This window comes from Virgibacillus sp. MSJ-26, from assembly GCF_018918075.1.
Lineage (GTDB): Bacteria > Bacillota > Bacilli > Bacillales > Amphibacillaceae > MSJ-26.
In genome coordinates, this window is sequence record NZ_JAHLPW010000003.1 from 1 (window position 1) to 23,364 (window position 23,364).

The 23,364-nt window shown below is 35.2% G+C and carries 23 protein-coding genes; 6 read left to right on the forward strand and 17 right to left on the reverse strand.

The features are described 5' to 3' along the window. Nucleotides 1-572: 572 nt before the first annotated feature. From yhaM to KQI49_RS01990, 4 genes are all read right to left on the reverse strand, one after another. Nucleotides 573-1,520, reverse strand: coding sequence for a 3'-5' exoribonuclease YhaM (gene yhaM, locus KQI49_RS01975; RefSeq protein WP_216486356.1), 948 nt, complete (start codon nucleotides 1,518-1,520; stop codon nucleotides 573-575). 63 nt (nucleotides 1,521-1,583) lie between these two features. Next, nucleotides 1,584-2,168 (reverse strand): GbsR/MarR family transcriptional regulator, encoded by a 585-nt coding sequence (locus tag KQI49_RS01980; RefSeq protein ID WP_253286617.1) that lies wholly within the window; start codon nucleotides 2,166-2,168, stop codon nucleotides 1,584-1,586. Nucleotides 2,169-2,189: 21 nt separating this feature from the next. Beyond that, entirely contained in the window at nucleotides 2,190-5,159 is a 2,970-nt protein-coding gene (locus tag KQI49_RS01985; RefSeq protein ID WP_216486358.1) for an ATP-binding protein, read from the reverse strand. Nucleotides 5,160-5,164: 5 nt separating this feature from the next. Beyond that, nucleotides 5,165-6,403: a metallophosphoesterase family protein gene (locus tag KQI49_RS01990; protein ID WP_216486360.1), complete on the reverse strand. Its 1,239-nt coding sequence runs from the start codon at nucleotides 6,401-6,403 to the stop codon at nucleotides 5,165-5,167. Nucleotides 6,404-6,571: 168 nt separating this feature from the next. Here KQI49_RS01990 and KQI49_RS01995 point away from each other — a divergent pair, with 168 nt between their 5' ends. Continuing rightward, nucleotides 6,572-6,757, forward strand: coding sequence for a YhzD family protein (locus KQI49_RS01995; protein WP_216486362.1), 186 nt, complete (start codon nucleotides 6,572-6,574; stop codon nucleotides 6,755-6,757). A 71-nt stretch (nucleotides 6,758-6,828) separates the two neighbouring features. Here KQI49_RS01995 and KQI49_RS02000 read toward each other — a convergent pair whose 3' ends face one another. Both KQI49_RS02000 and KQI49_RS02005 read right to left on the reverse strand, forming a co-directional pair. Then, on the reverse strand, nucleotides 6,829-7,599 hold the full coding sequence (locus KQI49_RS02000) for an enoyl-CoA hydratase (protein ID WP_216486364.1): 771 nt from the start codon (nucleotides 7,597-7,599) through the stop codon (nucleotides 6,829-6,831). A gap of 87 nt (nucleotides 7,600-7,686) precedes the next feature. Continuing rightward, nucleotides 7,687-8,046, reverse strand: coding sequence for a YlbF/YmcA family competence regulator (locus tag KQI49_RS02005; RefSeq protein ID WP_216486366.1), 360 nt, complete (start codon nucleotides 8,044-8,046; stop codon nucleotides 7,687-7,689). Nucleotides 8,047-8,204: 158 nt separating this feature from the next. Between KQI49_RS02005 and KQI49_RS02010 the strand changes: the two genes are divergently transcribed. After that, nucleotides 8,205-9,098: a PucR family transcriptional regulator gene (locus tag KQI49_RS02010; RefSeq protein WP_216486368.1), complete on the forward strand. Its 894-nt coding sequence runs from the start codon at nucleotides 8,205-8,207 to the stop codon at nucleotides 9,096-9,098. Between the two features lie 115 nt (nucleotides 9,099-9,213). After that, nucleotides 9,214-10,311, forward strand: a complete 1,098-nt coding sequence (locus KQI49_RS02015; RefSeq protein ID WP_216486370.1) for an ABC transporter ATP-binding protein — start codon at nucleotides 9,214-9,216, stop codon at nucleotides 10,309-10,311. Nucleotides 10,312-10,398: 87 nt separating this feature from the next. Here KQI49_RS02015 and KQI49_RS02020 read toward each other — a convergent pair whose 3' ends face one another. Both KQI49_RS02020 and fumC read right to left on the reverse strand, forming a co-directional pair. After that, nucleotides 10,399-10,602, reverse strand: coding sequence for an alpha/beta-type small acid-soluble spore protein (locus KQI49_RS02020; RefSeq protein WP_216486373.1), 204 nt, complete (start codon nucleotides 10,600-10,602; stop codon nucleotides 10,399-10,401). 342 nt (nucleotides 10,603-10,944) lie between these two features. Further along, entirely contained in the window at nucleotides 10,945-12,330 is a 1,386-nt protein-coding gene (gene fumC, locus KQI49_RS02025) for a class II fumarate hydratase (protein WP_216486375.1), read from the reverse strand. 295 nt (nucleotides 12,331-12,625) lie between these two features. Here fumC and KQI49_RS02030 point away from each other — a divergent pair, with 295 nt between their 5' ends. Then, nucleotides 12,626-13,504, forward strand: coding sequence for a hypothetical protein (locus KQI49_RS02030; protein ID WP_216486376.1), 879 nt, complete (start codon nucleotides 12,626-12,628; stop codon nucleotides 13,502-13,504). Nucleotides 13,505-13,611: 107 nt separating this feature from the next. Here the strand turns inward: KQI49_RS02030 and KQI49_RS02035 are convergent, their stop codons facing one another. The 5 genes from KQI49_RS02035 to KQI49_RS02055 form a co-directional block, all read right to left on the reverse strand. Beyond that, a complete protein-coding gene (locus KQI49_RS02035; protein WP_216486378.1) occupies nucleotides 13,612-15,075 on the reverse strand; it encodes a methyl-accepting chemotaxis protein in 1,464 nt (487 codons plus the stop codon). A gap of 81 nt (nucleotides 15,076-15,156) precedes the next feature. Then, nucleotides 15,157-15,390, reverse strand: coding sequence for a hypothetical protein (locus tag KQI49_RS02040; RefSeq protein WP_216486379.1), 234 nt, complete (start codon nucleotides 15,388-15,390; stop codon nucleotides 15,157-15,159). Nucleotides 15,391-15,497: 107 nt separating this feature from the next. Further along, a complete protein-coding gene (locus KQI49_RS02045; protein ID WP_216486380.1) occupies nucleotides 15,498-16,028 on the reverse strand; it encodes a GNAT family N-acetyltransferase in 531 nt (176 codons plus the stop codon). 66 nt (nucleotides 16,029-16,094) lie between these two features. Beyond that, nucleotides 16,095-16,388, reverse strand: a complete 294-nt coding sequence (locus KQI49_RS02050; RefSeq protein ID WP_216486986.1) for an AzlD domain-containing protein — start codon at nucleotides 16,386-16,388, stop codon at nucleotides 16,095-16,097. Further along, on the reverse strand, nucleotides 16,388-17,077 hold the full coding sequence (locus KQI49_RS02055; RefSeq protein WP_216486988.1) for an AzlC family ABC transporter permease: 690 nt from the start codon (nucleotides 17,075-17,077) through the stop codon (nucleotides 16,388-16,390). Before KQI49_RS02055 ends, KQI49_RS02050 begins: the two co-directional genes overlap by 1 nt. 429 nt (nucleotides 17,078-17,506) lie before the next feature. Here KQI49_RS02055 and nhaC point away from each other — a divergent pair, with 429 nt between their 5' ends. Next, nucleotides 17,507-18,871: a Na+/H+ antiporter NhaC gene (nhaC, locus tag KQI49_RS02060; protein WP_216486381.1), complete on the forward strand. Its 1,365-nt coding sequence runs from the start codon at nucleotides 17,507-17,509 to the stop codon at nucleotides 18,869-18,871. A 218-nt stretch (nucleotides 18,872-19,089) separates the two neighbouring features. Here the strand turns inward: nhaC and map are convergent, their stop codons facing one another. The 4 genes from map to KQI49_RS02080 all read right to left on the reverse strand — a co-directional run bounded on the left by map (nucleotide 19,090) and on the right by KQI49_RS02080 (nucleotide 22,926). Then, nucleotides 19,090-19,842 carry a type I methionyl aminopeptidase gene (map, locus tag KQI49_RS02065; protein ID WP_216486382.1) on the reverse strand — a complete coding sequence of 251 codons (753 nt, stop codon included), beginning with the start codon at nucleotides 19,840-19,842 and terminating at the stop codon, nucleotides 19,090-19,092. 119 nt (nucleotides 19,843-19,961) lie between these two features. Beyond that, nucleotides 19,962-20,720, reverse strand: a complete 759-nt coding sequence (locus KQI49_RS02070; RefSeq protein ID WP_216486383.1) for a (S)-benzoin forming benzil reductase — start codon at nucleotides 20,718-20,720, stop codon at nucleotides 19,962-19,964. Between the two features lie 24 nt (nucleotides 20,721-20,744). Continuing rightward, a complete protein-coding gene (locus tag KQI49_RS02075; protein WP_216486384.1) occupies nucleotides 20,745-22,112 on the reverse strand; it encodes a dipeptidase in 1,368 nt (455 codons plus the stop codon). A 106-nt stretch (nucleotides 22,113-22,218) separates the two neighbouring features. Then, nucleotides 22,219-22,926 (reverse strand): YhcN/YlaJ family sporulation lipoprotein, encoded by a 708-nt coding sequence (locus tag KQI49_RS02080; RefSeq protein ID WP_253286619.1) that lies wholly within the window; start codon nucleotides 22,924-22,926, stop codon nucleotides 22,219-22,221. 174 nt (nucleotides 22,927-23,100) lie between these two features. Between KQI49_RS02080 and KQI49_RS02085 the strand changes: the two genes are divergently transcribed. Further along, entirely contained in the window at nucleotides 23,101-23,337 is a 237-nt protein-coding gene (locus tag KQI49_RS02085) for a YhdB family protein (RefSeq protein ID WP_216486386.1), read from the forward strand. The last annotated feature ends 27 nt before the right edge of the window (nucleotides 23,338-23,364 follow it).

A 23,364-nucleotide genomic window follows, 5' to 3' on the forward strand; every position in this document is an offset into this window, starting at 1 on the left:
GTTTTCAACAGAACTTAGACGGACTAGCCCCACTGGAATATACAGAGCTATCCGCCTAATTGTTTATCTTTTTATTTATACTGTCTACTTGACAGGGGTCGGTTCACTTTCCGTGGGCGGCTGATGAGTCTCCGCGTACTTCCTTCGCTTATAATTGCTTACTTTCACGACAAGAAGAAGTCTGTAATACTTAATCATTGGGTGAATGTCTAATCATAAATCGTATAGTCTACAGTAGCGTAGGCAGAATACGTAGACTCCTATGGGAAAAGCAAATGGTCTTCGATGGGACGAACAATAGTGCAGTCCCACGAGTCTGAAGACCCCGGAAGAAGCGTTCTTTGCTTCTGAGGAGGCTGAAGTGGGAAGAATGAACCCCAATTCTTCCTGGCCCATGGAAAGCGAAGTATTCTGCCGGCGCGAGGTCAGGCACTCAATTTGCTAGAATTAAAAGGTTCACATATTTAATTGTCACTACACGTCGCATTTTATATCCACTACATCATATAAAGCCTAAAAACTAGAAATTAATGTACACGGATTCACTCTATGTGTTTTGGCAAAAGTAATGTTTAGTTATCTTCAAAGGTTGGTTTATAAAAGGAACGATTATCAAGGGCAAAGAGTTTTGGTGTGAATTCGCCCGGTTTAACTTTGTCAAGGGCTCTGTTTAACATGTTCATTTTTGCATCGATTAAATCGATAAAATGTAGTATTTCTGCTTCACGAACGAGAGGCGGTTTTGGACTTCCCCACTCTGCTTTACCGTGATGACTTAAGACCAGATGCTGCAGGATTAAGACTTCCTCACCTTCAATACTTAACTCTTTAGCAACATAACCTATTTCTTCAACCATCATCGGAATATGACCTAAAAGCTTCCCTTCCAATGTATAGCTCGTCGTCACTACGCCTGACAACTCTTTTAGCTTTCCTATATCATGCAAAATAACTCCTGCATACAATAAATCCTTATTTATATCAGGGTACAGTTTATGTAGTTCTTTTGCTATAGCAAGCATACTGACAACATGATGAGCTAACCCCGAAACATATTCATGATGATTCCGGGAGGCAGCCGGATATGTTAGTAGGTCATCTTGATATTTTTTGATGAACGCACGGACAATTCTTTGTAAAGATGGATTTTCCATTTCAAAGATAGCCTCAGTTATTTTTTCCATTAAGATATCTCGAGTGACAGGTGCTTTTTCTATAAAATCAGATACATGGACACCATCTGTTGATTGTGCTGGTCGAATGGTCCCAATTCTCATTTGAGGCTTACCACGGAATTCATTAAGATTTCCAGTAATCCTAATTATTTGCTCAGGTATAAACAAAGATTCGTCTTCCTTTGTAATATCCCATAATTTAGCTTCAATCTCTCCTGTTGCATCACGCAATATTAGTGTTAAAAAAGGCTTACCATTACTTGCTACTCCCCTGGTGGCATCTTTAATTAACACAAAGTCGTCAAATGGATCCCCTACTTGATGATTGGCTATCCCTTTTTTCATTCCATTTTCCTCCCATTCATACCCACTTAATATTTACTTTCATCTGTTTAATAATTTTAATTTCTATTTCCCTTTATCTGTATCTGGTTCCACTTTAGGAATATAGTTGAAAATTTCTCCCGTCTCTACCACTGTAATAAATTTCATTAACCATTTATAGTAGTTTTTTGAATAATTTAATCGTTCAATAGTTTTGCTGATTTTATTTTTCAATTCTTGGCTGTTTGTCTTTGTTTGCAATTCTTCTAAACTATCTATTGCTTGGTTGGCTTCTTCAATATTTGATTCTGTATGTTGGCGCCAACGATCTCCAAACAATGACGTGAAAGATTTGTACCAGTCTTCATCTGATTGATATAAATCTTTCCGGACGCCTTTTTTAAAAGTAGATTCAACCATATTCATCTCAGATAATGTGCGAACCCCTGTGGACATGCTTGTCTTACTCATCTCTAAAGCGTCACGCATATCATCTAGCGTCATAGGTTCTTCCGAGAAATAAATGGCACCATACAGTCTTCCGATGGAAGGTGTCACACCATATAATGTCATATTTTTTGCAATTACTTGGATAAATCGTTCAATTGTTTCCTCATGTTTTTTCCATTCTACTAAATCTTTTTCTGTTGACAGTGGAGTCACCTCCAAAATAGATTGATTGCCTTTTATTTAAACATGTGAAACATTTTTATTCAAATCTATAATATTAGCATTTCGAAAATTACGGACAACTTCTTCCTTACATGTGAAAATAATAAATTGTTGTTGTTTAGATTGCCTTTGTAATATTTCCATAATCCGTTTCATACGTACCCCGTCAAAATGAACGAATGCATCATCAATAATAAAAGGAAATTGATGTTTCCGATTCATAGTTTCGCTAATGGCAAGCCTAAGCGAAACATACAATTGATTTATTGTTCCTTGTGAAAGTTCATCCACGGTATAGCGAAGTGTGTCACGAGCTTCGACCAAAAATGGTTTGTTTTTTTCAGGTGTGTAAATTTGTGTATATTGATTGTTTGTCAATTCTTTAAAATAGACAGTCGTAAGATCAATGACCTGGTATAAATATTTATCACGATATCGCCATTTCGTTTTAGTAAGTACTTCTTTAGCTGTTTTAAGAACCGCCCATTGTTTGGCTATATCACTTAATGATCCTTTTTCAACATCGATGCGGTACATCAACTCTGAGTATGTTTCCGATTTTTCTATTTTTGTCAACTCGGCATGGATATCCGCTATTTTCTGGCGCACTTTATCAAGTTGCTCTTCAGTGTGTTTAAGGCTCGTTTTTATATCTTTTATTTCAAATTCCAGTTCACTTTGATTTGGTATATCATTTATTAAATTAGCCCATTCATCCTTTGTAAATATGGTTGAAAATTGTTCTCTAATTTTGTCTATTGAAGTTTCTAACTGCTGACCTTTTTGTATATTCGCTGCTTTTTTATAGTATGATTCCTCATCAGAAACACCGGCAACATTATACAGAGATTTCTTTTCCTGTCTATATGTTTCTTGGTCTTGAAGTAATTGATGTTGCCGATTTTTATTTTCACATATTAATTCATTAAGCTGAACCACACGTGTTTTCTTTCTATCTATAGATAGATGCCATTGCTCAATTACAGCGAATTGTTGTTCTACTGTCTGAGTGGAATTTTGTGTGGTTTCTTCCAAAATTAAAGTATTAATTTCATTCTTATTTGTGAGTTGTTTCTGATTTAACGTCTTAAATTCACTCTCCAACTCCTGTTTTTGCTGACGGAGACGAATCAGGTTTTTTAACCTATGATAAAGATCTGACCAAAAATTAATTTCAACTTTACTCAAATAAGGATGCAAGTCATCTTGTTCCTTGATTTGCTCTTGTAGGCGGTCATTCCTGTAATGCCATGCTTTCATCTTTTCATCATATTGTATAGATTGAATATCATTATTCCTTAATTGATCACGAATAGCTTTTTCATCACGTTTCCATTCATCATCCTGTGCAAGCAATCGTTTCGCTTTTTCTTGCTCGTCTTCTGTATAAGATGAGGTTTGTATATCATAGGTTGAGGTTGGTTTTAATTTTTCTAAGTTTTTTATTGACAAATATCCCCACCCCCAAAAAATTATACCAACTACAAAACTTATGATTGCTGAGTTTATGAAAAGATTTACATTCGTTATAAAATATAGGATTAAAAGAGATATGGCGAGAATCATACCTCCACCTAACACAGATTGGTGGCCTTTTTGCATCCTACTTTTGTTCTTTTCCCAATCCTTCTGTGACTTTTTTGCATCTTGATTAAATTTATGAAATAGTTCATTTTCATTAAAGGCTTCGATTTTTGTTTCTATATTTTGTCTCTCTGTTTTTGTTAATTGCTTTTCTTGAGCCGCAACCAACTCTTTTTGAAGATATGACTGCTTACTCGAAGCAATTTGTATTTCTTCAGCTAGTTGTTCTTTTTCTAATTTTAGCTGAGAAGCTGTGTCTTTTAATTCATTCCACGTTTTTTCTGTATGAAATGGAAGTTCTATAGTATGAAGGTCGTCAAGCTGGATACCTATATTTAGTTCGTTCAATGCATTGGTTATTTCCAAATCGAGTGAATTCATAGTTTTGGTTAACTTCTTTAACGTCTGTTGGTTATTAAAATAAACGGATTTCAAGTCTAAGACTTTTTTAAATTCATTTATACTAGGTGCCTGTTTTAATTCACCTTCCAGTTGACTTTTTTCCGTTAAATATTTATCTTCGTCAGTCTTTAAAATAGATAATTCACTAATCAAAGGAAGTTCATTTGCCTTTAAATCCTTTAAACGTTCCATTCCATCTTGTGGAAACGAACGATCTGTGGGTAACAGCTTGAGTTCATTTATATATTTTTTATATTCATGTGCATATGGTAAAACCTGCATCTGTTTTTCTAATTTGTTAGCTTGTTGTTTTTTTATTTGTAGTTTTGTCTGCAACTGAACTTTTTCTTTTTCCAATTGCTGCAAATTATTTACTTTTTCATGATATGTATTTTCTTCTTTTTTATATTCTTCAGCACTCATGGTTAGTTGATTTAGTTTGGAAATTTGTTCATTAATCATAGGTTTGGTACCATGAGGCTTAAACAATTCACCAATTTTAGCATCAAGCTGTTTTTCAAGCGTATGGATGCGTGTGGAACCTGTGAGTCCAATACCTAATAAAATATCCCCTACATCTTCTTGCTTCATGTTTTGAATGTCTGATAAGTCATTGGCATCAAATGAATAAATTGATTTGTACGTATTCTGAGTTAGACCGTTGAGCTGTTCACTAAGCCAATTTTCATCGTGCTCTAAACCATCTTCCGTGTAGCAAACCGCCGCACCATTTCGAGTATTATCTAGTCTTTCAATTATTATATTCCCTGTTTTAGGGTGTGATAATAGTAGTCTTCCGCCCATTTTACTGCTTGTTTTTGGTCGATAAAACATCCGTTGTTTTGGTGGTAAGCCGAATAATATAAAGAGTATAAAGCGTTGAAGAGTTGATTTACCCGATTCATTTTTCCCAAAAACACAGACAGGTGAACCACTGGGAAATTTTAGTGTGTAATCCACCCATTTACCAAAACCATATATTTTCGCTTCAAGTATTCTCACATATATCACTCCCTTTGCCCATCGAGTAATCCATTCACCAATAAAACATAGGCTTCATTTCTTATATCTTCTTTAGATTCCAACGAAAGGTTATTTAAGTATTTGCGTGCTTGACGATGTTGATATAAGTCATTTAAATAATCATCTATCGATGAATGAGTTAATTGTGTTGCCAACTCTCCAATAAAATAATCATGCTCAAATGAGTCTTGACTTGTTTTCTGCCGTTTATTTAAGACGGTGTATCGGTAAATATAAAGCCAGTTCTTTTGATCTTTAAATAAATCATTTACAACCTCAATCAAGTCGTCCAATAAACCCGCATCATTGCTGAACGAAAAATCCTCTTCATTTTTATTTTCGATAATGAGATAAATAAGTTGAGGTGAGTTGGTGAGCTGTTTTTCCATTTCTGTCTTTAATATCAACTCAAATTGATTAATATCCTGATTGTCGAAAATCGCTACTTTTACTGTATTAAATAAGATGGATTGTAAAGGTATAAAAGACAAGTCGACATTCGTTTCGGATAATTTTACGTAATAACACCCCTTAGCACCAGATTCTTTTCGATGCCGTCCCTGTGTATTTCCCGGATACACAACCGGGGGACTTTGGCTTAATATATCTCGTTGATGAATATGACCAAGAGCCCAGTAATCAAATCCCTTACTCGTTAGTTCACTTAGTTGAAATGGTGCATATGTATCATGATCGGTATTACTAGCTAAACTTCCATGAAGCATAGCGATATGAAATGGAATCGTTTCGTCTGCAAGCTTAAATTCCGGAGTCTTATTGATCTTAATTGCTTGGTTTTCATAGCTAAATCCATATATTTTAGCCATTGGATGATCATTCTTTTTATATACCACATGGCTTACGTTTTCATCTGGAAAACAATAGACATTGTCAGGATATTTGATTTGATGAGCGTTTCCATTAATAAAATCATGATTTCCATAAGATAAATAAACATTTATGTTATGATGTTTTAATCTTTCAAATGCATTTCTTAAATGAATTTGCGCTTTCAAACTTTTTCTTTCATTATCAAAAAGGTCGCCTGCAAGTAAAATAAAGTCAACATCTCTTTCAACAGCCACAGTGATCAGGTTGTCTAATGCTACAAATGTACTTTTTAAAACGTCAGAGAAAATACGTTCGGGGATATTTGCCAACCCTTTAAATGGACTATCCAAGTGGAGATCTGCTGCGTGAATAAAGGTGAGATTCTTATTCAATTATATTCCCTCCTTTCACCTACTTTCATTGTATCAAACTCATAATGCGAATGCACGTTCGTTATCTATTTTACCAATCAATAAATGAATCGATATTAAATTGGAATATTTCTCATTATTCGATTAGAATAGATAGTAAATAGAAAAAGTTTATCTGGAGGGGATACGATGAAGACGTATAATTTAACCGTTTTTGATAAATTAGGCGAAAAACTGCTAGACGAAACATTTGAAGCTGAAAATAATGAGAAAGCTAAAGAAGTGGGAACTTCTCGTTTAAATGAAGAAGGTTATAGTGAACATACACATCGATGTGTGTCACCTGACGCTAAATTAGTTTTATTTCACAGGTAAGGATAAAAAATTAAAAGAATATAAACATAAATACAGAGGTGACCACCGCACGTCACCTCTAAATTGTATCACTATTCTCCTTTAAATAATGGTTTTCTTTTTTCTAGAAATGCTGATACACCTTCCTGATGGTCATGTGTTTTTCCAAGTTCCCATTGCGCATGTTTTTCTTGCGCTAAGTATTCTTTTAGCACTTTTATTTTCGTAGAACGATATACTTTCTTAGTATGTAACATTGATTGAATTGGAGAATGAAATAGCTTATCTAACAAACTTTTAGCATGATCTAAAGCATCACCATCAGTGAAAATATCAACAAGTCCAAACAATTTAGCTTCCTTACCTTGAACTTGCTTCATGCTCCAAATAAATTGTTTAGCTTGGTGGGTTCCCATGCGCTGTTCCAACCAGAAATGGCCGCCGCCGTCAGGCACAAGGCCGACACCTAAAAATAGCATCCCTAACTTAGCTTCCTGATGAGCAACTACATAATCCGCCGTTAGGGCAAGACTTAAGCCTAAACCAGCTGCTGATCCATTCACTGCAGACACAATTATTTTAGGCATTTGGTATAAACGTAAAGCGATTTCACCGATTGTATCCATTACATCATCAAAGAATGATTTTTCTCTGAAGTCCTTCATCATGTTAATGTCTCCGCCAGCACAAAATGCTTTACCTTTACCTGTTAAGATAACAATTTTATCCTCATTTTCCTCAATTGATTTCACCACTTCTAATAGCTCATGGAGCATTTCCGAATTTAAAGCATTAAAATTGTCCGGTCTATTTAAGTGAATATAAGAAACCCCTTGTTTGCGTTCATATAAAACTGTCTCCATTCAAATCCCCTCTTTCAAATGTCTAAATATTCTGGTATGACTTTCTAGAAAAAAACCCACAGTTTTGGGCTGTGAGTTCCCAATGTTTTATTGTGTTTGTTCTTCGTCGAAGCCGTATAATTCCTCGAGTGGTTTAGTTATTATGCGACTAACATCATTAATAACCAGATTTAATCGTTGCTCTTCTTCCATTAACTTGGAAATTTGTTCATGTTGTTGTACATCTTCCACAACCTGTCGAGCGTGCTCAACTTCTTCTTCAGTAATTTCTTGGCCAGTCATTTGTTTTTCTTGCAAAGCCATTTGCGTATCACGGAATTTTTCAAACATTTTTTTTGAAATTTCATTTCCCATAACATTTTCGTAAGCCTTTTTCAGATCCTTAAATTCTTCGCTGTCTCGGATCGCCTTTTCTAATTCGTAAGCATTATCATAAATATTAGACATTGTGCTTTGCCTCCTTCTAATTTCACTAACGTAACTATATCAAACGAATGAACTATTGTATACCATTTACTTATTATCAAAATTTAAGGAAATTGTTTTTTAAACTCATGTTTCATTGCTATAATATAAAAAAAGACGCTTGAAAAAGAGGTTTTACTATGTTAAATCAGCTCAAAAAAATTTTTCCATCCTTAACTTATTACACACCAGCAAACTATGAGTTAAAAGAAAATTTTATGTGGTTCAAAACGCTTGAAAATAAACTGATCGGTATACATAAAAATGAATTATCAACAAAAGAGACGTCCATTCTCTCTGCATTCCTCACACCATACGAACCTTCTTTTCCAATGAAAACAGAAAAAGAGAAAAAATGGACAGATCTCATTAATGGCAATACAGAATCTTTTGCTAAGCTTGACATGCCGTATCGTTTTGTTTACTTTAATATGCCAATTAAGCAAGTTGACCCCATTACTTTTAAGGAAGCATTAAATACTTTATTCGAACAAGAGGTTTCTATTTTATGGGAAAGTGAAAAAGAAGGAATTATCATAGAAGAATTAGAACAGATAAGTGAAACAATATCGTATAAGCATATTATTGACATTCTCATGAGCGATCTATATGTAAAAATAAACTTCCTAGTCGGTTATTTCCAGTCTGATACACTTAATATCCACTCTTATTATAAAAACATGAATTATGGAGGAAAAATTGCTTTTAAATCTAGTGATAAAAACGTCATAACTTATTTTGAAGCCATTCCCTCTATTATAATGAATCAGCTTGATTTTCAATTTAAAAATAGCTTAAGTCAAAGTATACTTAAAGAATTTACAACTGATAAAGAGTTTTTCAAGATGATTAATGTCTATCTAGAATCAGATTTAAATATTTCAGTAACAGCCAAAAAGTTATATATGCACAGGAACAGTTTACAATATCGTATTGATCAATTTAAAAAGCATACAGGAATCGATATAAGGAGTTTTCACCAAGCAATGTCTGTTTACTTAGCTTTAATTGCCGCTCATGAAATCAATGATTGAACAATATGCACAAATAACTATTAAATCTTCAGGCAGTATTACCATTTACCAAATGAAAACGATTTCCTATAATAAAGATAGTAAAAAAACGTTTTTAATATTTGGAGGGAATACAATGGCTGAATTAAAATTAGATAACATTCAAAAAGTATTTGACAAAGATGTCGTAGCTGTTGATGACTTTAACTTAGACATTAAAGATGAAGAGTTTATCGTTTTTGTTGGTCCATCTGGATGTGGTAAATCAACAACTCTTCGTATGATTGCTGGCCTAGAGGAAATTACTAACGGGGAATTATATATAGATGATAAAAAAATGAACGATGTGGCACCAAAAGACAGAGATATCGCAATGGTATTCCAGAACTATGCGTTGTATCCGCACATGAGTGTTTATGATAATATGGCATTTGGTTTAAAGCTACGTAAATTTAAAAAAGATGAGATTCAAAAACGTGTTCAAGATGCAGCTAAAATTTTAGGTCTAGAAGCATATTTAGATCGTAAGCCAAAGGCACTTTCTGGTGGTCAACGTCAGCGTGTTGCTTTGGGACGTGCTATTGTGCGTGATGCGAAAGTCTTCCTGATGGACGAACCGCTATCAAACCTTGATGCTAAGCTGCGTGTTCAAATGCGTGCAGAAATTTCAAAATTGCATAAACGTCTTAAAACAACAACTATTTATGTAACACACGACCAAACGGAAGCTATGACAATGGCAACACGTCTCGTCGTTATGAAAGACGGTATTATCCAACAAGTTGGTGCACCAAAAGAAGTATATGACAACCCTAACAACGTCTTCGTTGGTGGATTTATTGGCTCACCTTCCATGAACTTTTTCTCAGGTAAACTTGATGAGGGCTATTTTGTAATGGAAGATATTAAAATCAAAATACCAGAAGGAAAAATGAAAACCCTTCGCGATAATGGATACTTAAACAAAGATATTGTTCTTGGTATTCGACCAGAAGATATTCATGATGAACCTTTGTTCCTTGATTCATCACCTGAAACTAAAATAACTGCTCATATTGATGTTGCTGAATTGATGGGTTCTGAATCTTACCTTTATTCTAAAGTAAATGGTCAGGATTTCATCGCTCGCGTAGACTCTCGCACAGATATTCATAGTGGAGAAAGTTTAACTCTAGCACTGAATATGAATCATGCCCACTTCTTTGATGCTGAATCTGAATTACGAATTAAATAAGAGAAATATTAAAAGGGAAGGTCAGAATTAACTGACCTTCCCTTTATTATGATTGAAGGGTTTTACCCTTCTTAGCCATATTTAATGTTATTGTTGTCCACCATGAAGCTGTTGTTGTGCAGTTGCAACTAAACGCTTCGTAATTTCTCCACCAACAGAACCGTTAGCACGAGAAGTTGTATCAGCTCCTAGGTTAACACCAAATTCAGAAGCAATCTCATATTTCATTTGGTCAAGAGCTTGTTGTACACCAGGTACAACTAACTGATTTGAATTATTGTTGTTTGCCATGTCTATCACCTCCTGTAATATATATTGTGAGCAATTCAGAAGAACTTATCACAAAAATCCATTGGTAATTTGTAGTTAATTTGTTATATTTTTTGGAACGAACCATTTAGCAATGTTAATGAGAAGCGGCTTTAGGATTTTAAGAGCTTTTAGTGAATTTAGAGCTGTATTTGATGCAAATGTTAGACTTCATTATGCTTATGAACGACAAGTACGAAGCTTTTTGATCAAAAGTCGAGCTTCATAGTTGCCGTAAACAAAAAAAGCAGCAGGGGAAGTGATAATAAGCACATTCCCTACTACTCTTTAAAATTTAGTTATATTTATTTTTCTACAGCGTTATTATTTAGGATGTGTCATTTCTTTAGGGTCTACATATTCATCAAATTGTTCTTCAGTCAATAACCCTAATTCAACAGCTGTTTCTTTCAATGTTGAGTTGTTTTCGAATGCCGTTTTAGCAATTTTAGCTGCATTTTCATACCCAATATGTGGATTAAGAGCTGTTACAAGCATTAAAGAATTTTTAAGATGCTTATCGATTTCTTCAAGATTTGGCTCAATTCCTCTGACGCAACGCTCTTCAAATGAGAGCATGCTATCTGCTAATAAATTACAAGACTGCAGGAAATTATAAGCCATAACTGGTTTAAAAACGTTTAATTCAAAGTTTCCTTGACTTGCTGCAAATCCGATAGTAGCGTCATTCCCCATCACTTGCGCGGCAACCATCGTAACGGCTTCACTTTGTGTCGGATTTACTTTTCCTGGCATGATTGAGCTACCTGGCTCGTTCGATGGAATTGTAATTTCACCAATGCCAGAACGAGGTCCACTAGCTAACCAACGTACATCATTAGCAATTTTCATTAAGTCAGCAGCAAGCGCCTTTAATGCACCGTGAGCATAAACCGTTTCATCGTAACTCGTCAATGAGTGAAATTTATTAGGTGCTGAAATAAAATTTTTCCCTGTCTCCTGATTGATTGCTTCACAGACCTTTTCCGAAAAATCAGGATGCGCATTTAGGCCGGTACCGACCGCTGTTCCACCAATAGCAAGCTCTTTTAAGTGCTGAACACTTTCGGTTAGCATAGCTTCATTTTTTTCAAGCATACGATGCCACCCACTAATTTCCTGCCCTAAAGTAAGTGGAGTTGCATCTTGCAAATGAGTTCTCCCTATCTTTACGATGTCTTTAAAAGCATCCATTTTTACTTTAACGGAATCCTTTATCGTTTGGACAGCAGGTAATACTTTACCTTCCACTTTTAAAACAGCGGCTACATGCATAGCTGTTGGATATGTGTCATTTGAACTTTGTGATTTATTGACGTCATCATTTGGATGAAGGATCAATTCACTCCCCTGTTCTTTCAACCACTGATTTCCAACAAAAGCTAATACTTCATTTACATTCATATTTGATTGTGTACCGCTTCCCGTTTGCCAGACAACCAATGGAAAGTGATCATTAAGTTGACCTTCTAATACTTGATCCGCTGCATAGGCAATGGCTTCGGCTTTTTCTTTCTCAAGTAATCCTAATTCGCTATTTGCTTTAGCGGTGCTTTTTTTCAAAATAGCAAACGCTTTGATAATTTCTTTCGGCATTTTCTCTTCGCTTATAGGAAAATTTTGTTTACTTCTTTGTGTTTGAGCTCCCCAATACTTGTCAGCTTGAACTTTAACTTCTCCTAACGTGTCATGTTCAACACGATAATCCATATGTAGTTCCTCCCCATGACTTCAATTTAATTCCTATTCATTATTAGTATATCAAATAGTCGTTTCGATAATCTAATATTTCAGTCGTTTTCATGTATTTTAGCTAAAAATCAATCACTAGAGAGAACATAATTGTTAAATGTCATAAATCTGTAGATATATCAACCTCCATTTCTTGAAAAATTCATATATACTATTTAAAGAATACATTGTCCTATACTTAGAGACTAGGCTTAACTACTACTCCATTAGAAATTATGAATATTGAGTAGTTATCTTTTAGGAGGCTTTTTACATGCCTAATATTTGGACTCATATCACTTTTTGCGAAAGCGTAGTGGACACACTACAAATTCCAGATTCTTTTTTAAAGCAAGAAGCAATCATGAAGCTGGGCGCCCAAGGATTTGCTCCATTTTCTTTTTTTAACGTTCACCGAACAATTCGAGATTTTCCATCTCAATTCAATGATATATCAATATCCAGTCAACAATGTAACGGTTTTTTAAAAGATTTAATTGAAGACGCTAAAGATCAACGAAAAGAGATAAAATCCTATGTCTTCGGTTTTGTTACGAATTATATACTAAATTGTCACACGCGACCTTTTATTCATTATTTTGCAAAAGAGAAGCAGACCGATCATCGGAAGTTAGAAACTTCTATTGATACATTGTTGATGGAAAAGCATTATAATTTACAGACATGGAAAGTACCAGTATATAAAGAAATTGATGTTGGTTTTTCAATAGATAAAGATATCGCAGAGCTCATTCATAAAAATAGTCTCAAACATTTTCCAGAAGCAATATTTAAATCCTCAAAAATCATTCAAAAAGCATATAGACACATGAAATTAGTTTTGAGAATTTGGCATGATCCTAACGGTTGGAAAAATAATATTTTCGGATCAACTATATTTTCATTTTCCCATCGACCATTAAACGGAGATCATGATTACTTAAACTTAGAAAAGAAAACTTGGTATCATCCAATCACGAATAAAGCTAGCACAGATAGTTTTGAAGAGCTGTACGACCAAGCTAAAGTAGAGACAATTGAAATAATGACCGAAGTTTTATGTTATTGGAATGAAAGAAGTTCAAAAGCTAAAGCAAACTTGCGCAAATTATTAGAAACTTTTTCATATGAAGTGCAATTAGCTGGAAATTGACAGTCAACATAAATTAAAGTGTGAATCTTAAATTACGAGCAGTTTACTTCGATAGGTTCCAGTCCATTCCTTTGAAAACAGAAGCACCTTGGCGGTGACTTCTGTTTTTAATTTGCGGTCACTAACCTCACTGCTGTTTCGTTTGTTTCTTCAATTGCAGATGCAAGAGTGTTTGTTCGACTGACTTGCTCTTCGACCGTGGCTTCTAATTCCTCAATTGTTGCTGTCGTTTCTTCGATAAGAGCGGCTAAGTTATCAACTGATGTACTAATCGTTCCAGAAGAAGATTGAATTCCGTTAGCTTGGTGTTCTAAATACCTTAAGTATTTTATAAATTCATGTAGTTGATTCGTGGTTTTTTCAAGAAATTCTTTTACATCCTTAGTGTGGTTAGCATTTCGCTCTAGTTGTTCTCTATTATTTTTCATTTCTTTCTGGGCGGTCAAGGCGTCAGCTTCGACACTACTTAAGTTCTCGGTAATTTGTCGCGCCGTTTCATTAGAAATCTCTGCCAGTTGACGGACTTCTCCAGCAACGACTGCAAATCCATTACCAGCTTCACCCGCACGTGCTGCTTCAATACTCGCATTTAAAGCAAGCAAGTTTGTCTGTTCAGCAATGGACTGAATTTTATCGGCAAATACATTGTTTTGGTGAATTTTCCCTACAAGTTCTGAAAAATCATCTGTCATCGTCTTAAAAGATGTTTGAAGACCAGTCATGGTATTTGTAAGTAAATCAATTGATTGTTGCCCCGCTAAAGAAAGGTCTTTCAGTTCTTCGCCATCACGTGTACTCTCATCAAATGAGGCTATCATTTTTTCCAATCTCTGATTATTTTCATCTGTATTCATTGCTATCGTCGTGGCTGCTTCCGCCTGCGTTTGACTGGCTTGAGCCATGTCAGTGAAGGCTTCTCGCATTTCATTAATCGACTGTGCGTTTAACGTACTATCACTTTCAATAATAGACATTTGCCTTTTCACATTGGATGCACTCTTTTGAACAAAATTTGTATGTTCTCTTTGTTTAATTGATTTATCTTCACTATCAATCAATGTTTTTTGAAGATTACTCAATATTGTTCTTGTTCCGCGAATTTGAATAAATAGTACAATGAAAATCAAAATAAAAAAGACAATCGTGATCACCATTGCACGCAAATCGAATCCAACTACTCCCCCTTTAACTGTCACAAAATAAGTTAACAGAGCTAAACCAAATACGCCTCCAATAATTAATACTTTTCTAGAAAGGGAAATAGCCGCTACTGCTAAGAGAAAAAAGGTAAATAACATATTTGTGACGTATTCTGAACTCATCATTATAATTAATGCAACACCTGCTAAACTAATAACTGCAAAATAGGGAATGAGATGTAACATAATACGTTGATAAAGGAGATAGGAGAGTATCAGTATTGAGACCACACCTCCTATAGCAAGCGTTAATATATTGGCTAGTGGAGCTCCAACAACAAGTTCAGCTCCTACCCCAAGCAAAACTGAGAAACAAAAGGTTAATATTAAAATTTTATTTTGTCTGTAGATAACCTCATTATTTAGACCCATTTTTTCCACCCCTACATAAGTAATAAGACCTATATACGATGTATAAAAAAGTCTCACTTGAAGTGAGACCAACCAATTAATTTATTCCCACACGTATTGCTTATATTCTTCACTAATACGTAGAAATTCTTTTTGGTTTCCATGAACAAAAGAATAATCTAAGTCTTCGAGTAATTTTTCTTTATTCCAGTTAAAACATATTTCATCCAAAATCATTCTGGACATTAGTTTGATTTCAAAAGAAACTTCTCTTTTAGCATCAATTGCACGACCATTATAACGAATGAAACGGTACATAACTTTTTCTTTTTCCATGGAACAAGCCCCCCAGCTCCTTTTTTCTATTATCCTAAATTTTTAGAATAATTGCAAGGGGAAAATAATATTCTATGGATCATCTGATGAGGTTATGTTTTTATTGTTTATTTAAATAAGGCTAAGAGTTCATCAATATTTTGCCAACCATATGCTGTTTCTTGATAGGTGCCTTCTCCAATTGATGTTTGTTCAATGCCCACGGGTTGAGCTTGATATCTTTCATAAAAACGACTCGAAGGATTCTGTTTTAAAATCCATACTAAAATGGACTCATAGCCATTATTTTTCATTTCATCAGCAAAGACTTTTAGAAGTCGAGCTCCTAGCCCTTGTTTTTGATATTCTTTCAGTAAATAGATGTTATAAATTTCGGCATCAAAATCAAATCGTTTTGTCCGCTCAGGCCCTCCTGAGATAAATCCGACAATTTTCTTATCATTATGGATGACAAATGTACATCGTTCTTTATTTTGGACACTTAATACTGCTTGCCATAATATTTTGCGATTTTCATATGTCATGTTGGAAATGTCTTTTTCATCAATTAGGTCTTTATATGTATGTTTCCAGCTGCTTACATGAATATTGGCTATAGTTTCTGCATCTTCATAAACAGCTCTTCGTATGGAATACATGAACTCCCCCTCCTTGCAACATTTATATATTTTGAGATTGTTTTAATTTTATCCTTCTCTAATATATCATGTTAAAAGTAAGAAAACAGTAAAAATCGCTCCCATTACGACCAAGATTACATTTAAGCCTAAAGCGGCAAGCACAATAGCTACAAGACCACCAACCAGGCCGATATGAGGTTGACCTTCTTGAACTGACATAATACCTGGAAAAATCAAAGCACCAAGTGCGGCATATGGAATGGCATTAAGCCAACGGTTAAGCCAACTTTTAAACTCAAGTTGCCCAACAACAAAAGCTGGAATTACTCTTGGGATCATTGTTACGAGAGACATGCCGATAATAATAAGAATAATAATCATGATTGCTCGTCCTCCTCTAATAGAAATACACCTGAAAAGCCACCGACAATTGTTCCAAATACAATTGCCCATCCCGAACTCATATGTAACACATAACTACATAACACATGGATTAACATAGCAATAATCGCAACAAGTCCTACTTTAAGTTCTTTTTTCACAGAAGGGACAAGCAATCCAATAAACATAGCATAAAGAGCGATTCCCATACTCTGACTTAATTTTTCAGGGATTACTTCACCTAACACACCACCTAGAAAAGAGCCCACTATCCAAGAGAGATAAGCAGTTAAAAATAATGATAAATAAAAATATGCTCCTTTTTCCTCCTCAGCTTCTTTAGTATGTAAAGAAGAAACTGCAAATGTCTCATCTGTCAATCCTAAAGATAAAGAGGCTCTCCACTTTGGCGCCACGGCGCGAAGACGGTTCATAAAAGATAAACTCATCACAAAATGTCTAAAATTAAGAACAAATGTAGCGATAATAATTTCTGAAGCCCCTGCGCCCACTGCAATCATATTAGCACCCATAAATTGGCTGGCTCCTGCAAAAACGAACACGCTCATCATTGTTAATTCAAACAAAGAAAGACCTGACTGTTTGGCCAACACGCCATATGTAATTGCAATGGGTAAATACCCAAGCATGATTGGAAAACCTACCGTTATTCCTCGTTTAATCATTTTAGCTGTTTGACTAGATTTCTCGCTTGTAACACTCACTTTCTCGTTCAAATACGTCTCCCTCCTGATTCGAAAATTTAAACTATTATAACTTATAATTCAAAAAATACAAAATAAAAGACTTTATAGAATAACATATTGACAGTTTGAAAAAAAGCGCGTATATTCTATGTTATTCAACTTTAAATAATATCGGGTCCAGTAAAGTCAGTAAATATTTCTGAGCAGAAAAATCAGAGACGGAGCGGCTGGTGAAAGCTCTGGCAGGAAATAATTGAAATTACACTTTTCGCAAAACAATGGACTCTTTTTAATAAGTGGGTGAAAGTGCACAGACTTTCATTAACTAGGGTGGTAACGCGGAGATAAACTTCGTCCCTTTTTTAGGGATGAAGTTTTTTTATATTTAATAAAAGGAGGAAAAAAATCATGTTTCCAATCAAGCCAAAATATCAACCATCTCTCTTAGAATCATTTATTATATTTTTAGTTATTATAGGATTAATGAGCTATTTTATTATTGGATTGGGAACAGTTCCCCATATCCCTATGCTAATCGGTATTTTACTTTTAATTAGTTACGGCCTTTTTAAACATATTTCTTATAATGATTTGCAAACCGGGATGGTAGAAGGAGCAAAAACAGGAATGAGTGCTATCTTTTTGTTCTTCTTAATTGGGATTTTAATCAGTAGTTGGATGATAAGTGGGACGATTCCTATATTAATTAATAGTGGATTTACGTTAATTGGTGGAACATGGTTTTACGCCGTAGTATTTGCAGTGACAGCAATCATTGGCGTATCCATGGGAAGTTCACTCACCACAACTGCCACAATTGGTGTTGCGTTTATTGGGATGGCCAGTGCACTGGATGTTTCTCTTTCAATTTCAGCTGGAGCAATCGTCTCAGGTGCTTTCTTTGGTGATAAAATGTCCCCTTTGTCAGATACGACAAACCTTGCGTCAACGATTGTCAATGTAGATTTATTTGACCATATTAAACATATTAGTCTGACGACAATACCGGCTTTTATTATATCTTTTATATTATTTGCTTTTCTATCTCCAGATAAAGCTATGTCTTTTCAACAAGCTAATGAATACAAGATGGCACTTGCAGAAACTGGGTTACTGCACTGGAGCGCTTGGATACCTTTAATTATTTTGATCATTTGTACCCTATTTAGAATACCCGCATTTTTATCAATTGGGTTAAGTAGCATCATTGCAACAGTTATTGCATTCTTTATAAGCGGTTTAGATTTTAAAATAATATGGGGAATTTGGTTTGATGGTTATACAGCAACAACTAGCTTTGAACCTGTTAATGAGCTGTTAACAAAAGGTGGAATGAGTAGTATGTTTTTTACTATCTCACTCGTGATACTTGCACTAGGATTCGGTGGCTTGTTATTTGTGACGGGGATTATTCCTTCATTTTTAGTCAAACTTCAAGCACAGTTAATCAAGACACGCTCAATCATTATGTCAACTGCAGCAACGGCAATTGGGATTAATGTTATCATCGGAGAACAATATTTATCCATCATGTTAACAGGTGAAACATATAAACCAATCTACGAAAAAGCTGGCCTGCAAAATAAAGCTTTATCTCGAACCTTGGAAGATGCCGGAACAGTTATTAATCCACTCGTACCTTGGAGTGTCTGCGGTGTCTTTATCGCTGATGTCCTAGGTGTCTCTGTCTTATCATATTTACCATTTGCATTCTTTTGCTTACTAAGCCCGATTATCACAGTGCTTTTTTACAAAAAAGGAGAAGTGAGTTAATAACAGACGCGTTACACAATGGGTAAAACAGACACAGAAAATATTGGAGAGATTTTTACAGTTTGAAGGTGGTCTCTCAATTACTTTTCATGAAGATACGGGAGTTTTGAGCGTGACCGGGAGAATTATACAACAGTGACATTACACATCCGAATAACAGACAGGAATACATGCACAAAAGAAACATCCTCTATACTACGCAGAGGATGTTTCTTTTATTATTTATCTTGTTCTGTTAGTATAAGCGGTTCATCTTTTGTAATAACAAGAGTGTGTTCGTATTGTGCTGAGCGTCCTTTGTCAACAGTGCGTGCTGTCCAGCCGTTATCATCCATTTTACTCTTCCATTCGCCCTCGTTAATCATCGGTTCAATCGTAATAACCATTCCTTCTTTCAGGCGAATCCCTTTACCTTGTTCACCGAAATGCGGAATATGGGGCGGCTCATGCATGGTTGGGCCGATTCCATGACCTGTAAATTCTCTTACAACTGAAAAACCTTCTCCTTCAGCGTATGTTTGAATCGCATGGCCGATATCCCCAATTCTGTTACCTGCCTTTGCCTGTTCGATTCCTTTATAGAGAGACTTTTTCGTGACATCCATTAGTCGAAGTCCTTTTTCATCAACTTTACCTACAGCATAGGTCCACGCTGAATCGGCAAGTCCTCCTTTATAGTTAACAACCATATCAATTGTTACAATATCGCCGTCAACAAGAGCCTCGTTACGAGGAAAACCATGACAAATTTCATCGTTAATGGATGCGCATGTTGCATATTCGTAACCATTAAACCCTATTTGCTCAGGGATAGCGTCGTGTCTTTCTAAAAATGACTCAACAAATTGATCAATTTCCATCGTAGTAATCCCTGGCTTAATCATTTTAGCAATTTCTTTATGACAAGCAACTAAAATATCAGCCGCTTCTTGCATTTGTTCAACTTCACGTTTACTTTTTCGTGTGATCATACCAATTTTCCTTTCAATCATTCATAATGATACATCTCTCAAAACAATCCAATTAAATTTTAACATATCCTCACAATCATTGCAGTTATAACTGTTTAATAGATGACTCTAAATCTGCTCTATAAGTATTCGTCTACAGTGTAAATATACCCGTTTTGAATTTTTTCTTCCTTAATTATAATCTTATAAAGAACCTCAGCCACTTCACGAGGTTGACGAAGAAGTTGATTTTCTTTATAGGATTTAAAACGATCAATATCAATAAATTCTTCATGGGTGTGTTCTCTTATATTGGCTTGCATATTTGTATCCATGATTCCTGGATTAAACGCAATAATTTTATGTCCTGTATTAAGTTCTTCTTGTTCAAGGGCCACTGTTTTAGTATACATATTCATGCCGGCCTTTGTGCTACAATAAGCACTCCAACCATATATTGGATTTTCAGCTGCACCAGAAGTAACTGTTAACGCCACTAATATCGCATCTTGCCCACTAGCTTGGGCTAGGAGTGAATTAGTTAATATTACCGGAGCTGTCAAATTGAGATTAATATGATTTGACAACTCTTTTGGATTAATGTTACTCGCTTGATGAACAGGTTTAACCATGGCTGCGTTATTCACTAAATAAACAATCGTTGGCTGAAAATGAGCTAATTTTTCACCAAGAGCTTCTGCAAGATTTTCTAGTTCTTTTTCTTGTCTTAAGTCTACTGAAAGATGCTCGTAAGCAGTATTATTATCACCTGCTATTTGCTTTAACTCATTATTTTCCGTACGTGAGGTGCCAATTAAAGGTATATTCGACTTTAGAAATAGCTCGGCAACAGATGCTCCAAGCCCCTTTGATACACCCGTGACAATCGCTAATTTCATTACCGACGCTCCTCTCTATAAAGCTTAATCATTAATGGATTTCCAATAATAAACTAGTGTCTCCATACCTTTATCGTAACTATCCAGTGGAAAGCTTTCATTAGGTGAGTGCAGACGATCACCTGGCGTACCAAAACCTAACAAGACAACTGGGATATTATAAATATCTTCAATCCACTCAACAACAGGGATTGATCCCCCCATCCGAACGAAAACTGTTTCTTTTCCAAAAGCTTTCGTATAGCTTTTCGCAGCTTTTTTAATTAATGGATGATCTGGTTCAACTTTATAAGCTTTAGACGATAGCTTTTCTTTTTGAACATTAACATGAACTCCTGAAGGTGCTACTTTTTTCACATGGTCCTCTAATAATTGTTGAATTTTTTCAGGATCTTGTCCTGGAACTAAACGACATGTAATCTTCGCTGTCGCTGAAGAAGGAATGATTGTTTTTGTCCCTTCTCCTTGATAGCCACCGTAGATTCCATTAATTTCAAATGTTGGGCGTGCCATCGTATGTTCTTGTGGGGTATACCCTTTTTCAGAAGCTGTATCTGGGGCTCCTGTTGCTTCAACAAAATCTTCACCAGGAACCTGACTAATCAATTCACGTTCGTGTTCTGACAGAGGTTCAACATCATCATAAAAATGATCGACGGTAATCACTTCATCACTGTTTTTCATTGTTGCTAAAATTTGCGTCAAAGCCATAACCGGATTTCTAACCGCACCACCATACATACCAGAGTGCAAGTCATGGTCTGGACCAGCCACTGTTATTTCAATTCCTGTAAACCCTTTAAGACCATAAAGGATTGTAGGTTGGTTTTCCGCTACCATACCTGAATCAGAAATAACGGCAAAATCAGCTTCGAATAACTCTTTTTTCTCTTGAAGAATATCGTAAAGATTTTCACTGCCGATTTCTTCTTCACCTTCGATACAAATTTTAACATTTAGGGGAAGTTTGCCATCTGTTTTCATAATAGCTTCAAACACAGCTAAATTCATAAACACTTGGCCTTTATCATCACTGGAACCCCTTGCATACACTCGACCTTCACGAACTTCCGGTTTAAAGGGATCACTCTTCCATTGATCAATTGGGTCAACAGGTTGGACGTCGTAATGTCCATAAAAAAGAACGGTCGATGCGTCAGACCCGGCACCATTATATTCAGCATAAACTAAAGGATGCCCTCCAGTATCTTTCGTATCAATGTTCTCAAAACCTATTTCTACTAAGTAAGTCGCGAGGAAATCCGCTGCTTGTTTGATATCGCCCTTATGTTCCGAATCCGTACTTACACTTGGAATTGATAAAAACTCATTTAACTTTTTCAAAAGACGTTCTCGATTGTCAGCTAAATATACTAATGCTTTGTTAGACATAAATCATTCCTCCAGTTTATTTTGTTACTTCATTATACTTTAGTTTATCATAACTTTTAAATTGATAAAAAAAGAGCGCCTGTTTTTTAGGCGCTCGATTTTTTATTTATCTGTTTTTATTCTGGGGGAATAATCGTTCAATCATGTTACCAAATTGATCGAAAAAACCTCTTACAGGTTTACCATTGTTCATATCATCTACATAATTATTGGTTAAATCGAAGAAATCAGGGTTTGTTGACACATAAACGTTATCAATATTATTGTCAACTGACTTTACAATATCTTTGATTTCATTTTTCACATCATCTGTTAAGTCATCACCTGTATGATGAGTGTTCATTCCACCATCATTATTGTCTAGATCACGATTTTCACCATCATGTCTATCCTTTTTCTTTGTGTCGTTACGGTTGTTATCTCTGTGATCATTATCCATTGTTGCAGCAACATATGCATTATTATTAGTTGTTAATACATACGCACGGTCGACGCCTTTAACTTTATCTGTAATACGATCTGCCGCTTTTTCGGCAACTTCATAATTTTGATTATTATCTTTACGATCTCTATCCTCACGATTTAAACCACGATTTTCTCTTCCTTCGTCGTTTCGGTTACGATCCATCGTGTAATCACGTGTATTTCTGTTCGTATCATTCCGATTATCGTTTGTGTTATATCGAGTAGGCTCGATTTTATTCATATCATCTGCTTGACCCTCTTGGTTGTCGTTTGTATTAGCGTTACATCCAACAAGTGCCAACATAATTACTGCAAAAATGGTAAGAAATCTGACTTTCATTGATTTCATGGTTTATTTATTCCTCCTTTACGATTTTGAGTTTAGTATGTATCAGATAAACTGATTTATTCTCTATTTTGTTGTACCTAAAATTGGTACTTACACCATTTTGGATTTTAAAAATATATATATAAATAGCGGGAAAAGTAAACGTACCCTTTAAGGTTAAGGAGGGAATTAAAAATGGATATGCCTGATTACGACAAAGCATTGTATTATACGTTATGGGGACAGTGGGATGATTTACTCGTTCTAATGGTACGAACAGAGGATGATTTACTGTCGAAAAAGATACAACTTTTCTTAAATGCTTATCATTATTCTTTAGATGAAAAAAAGGTGATTAACTCCCATGATGACCTCCTCTATTATTTAGATCATGCAATGCAGTATGTACCAACAGAAAAAATTGAAATATAAGTAAATGCTCTTGTGTTAATCATAAAA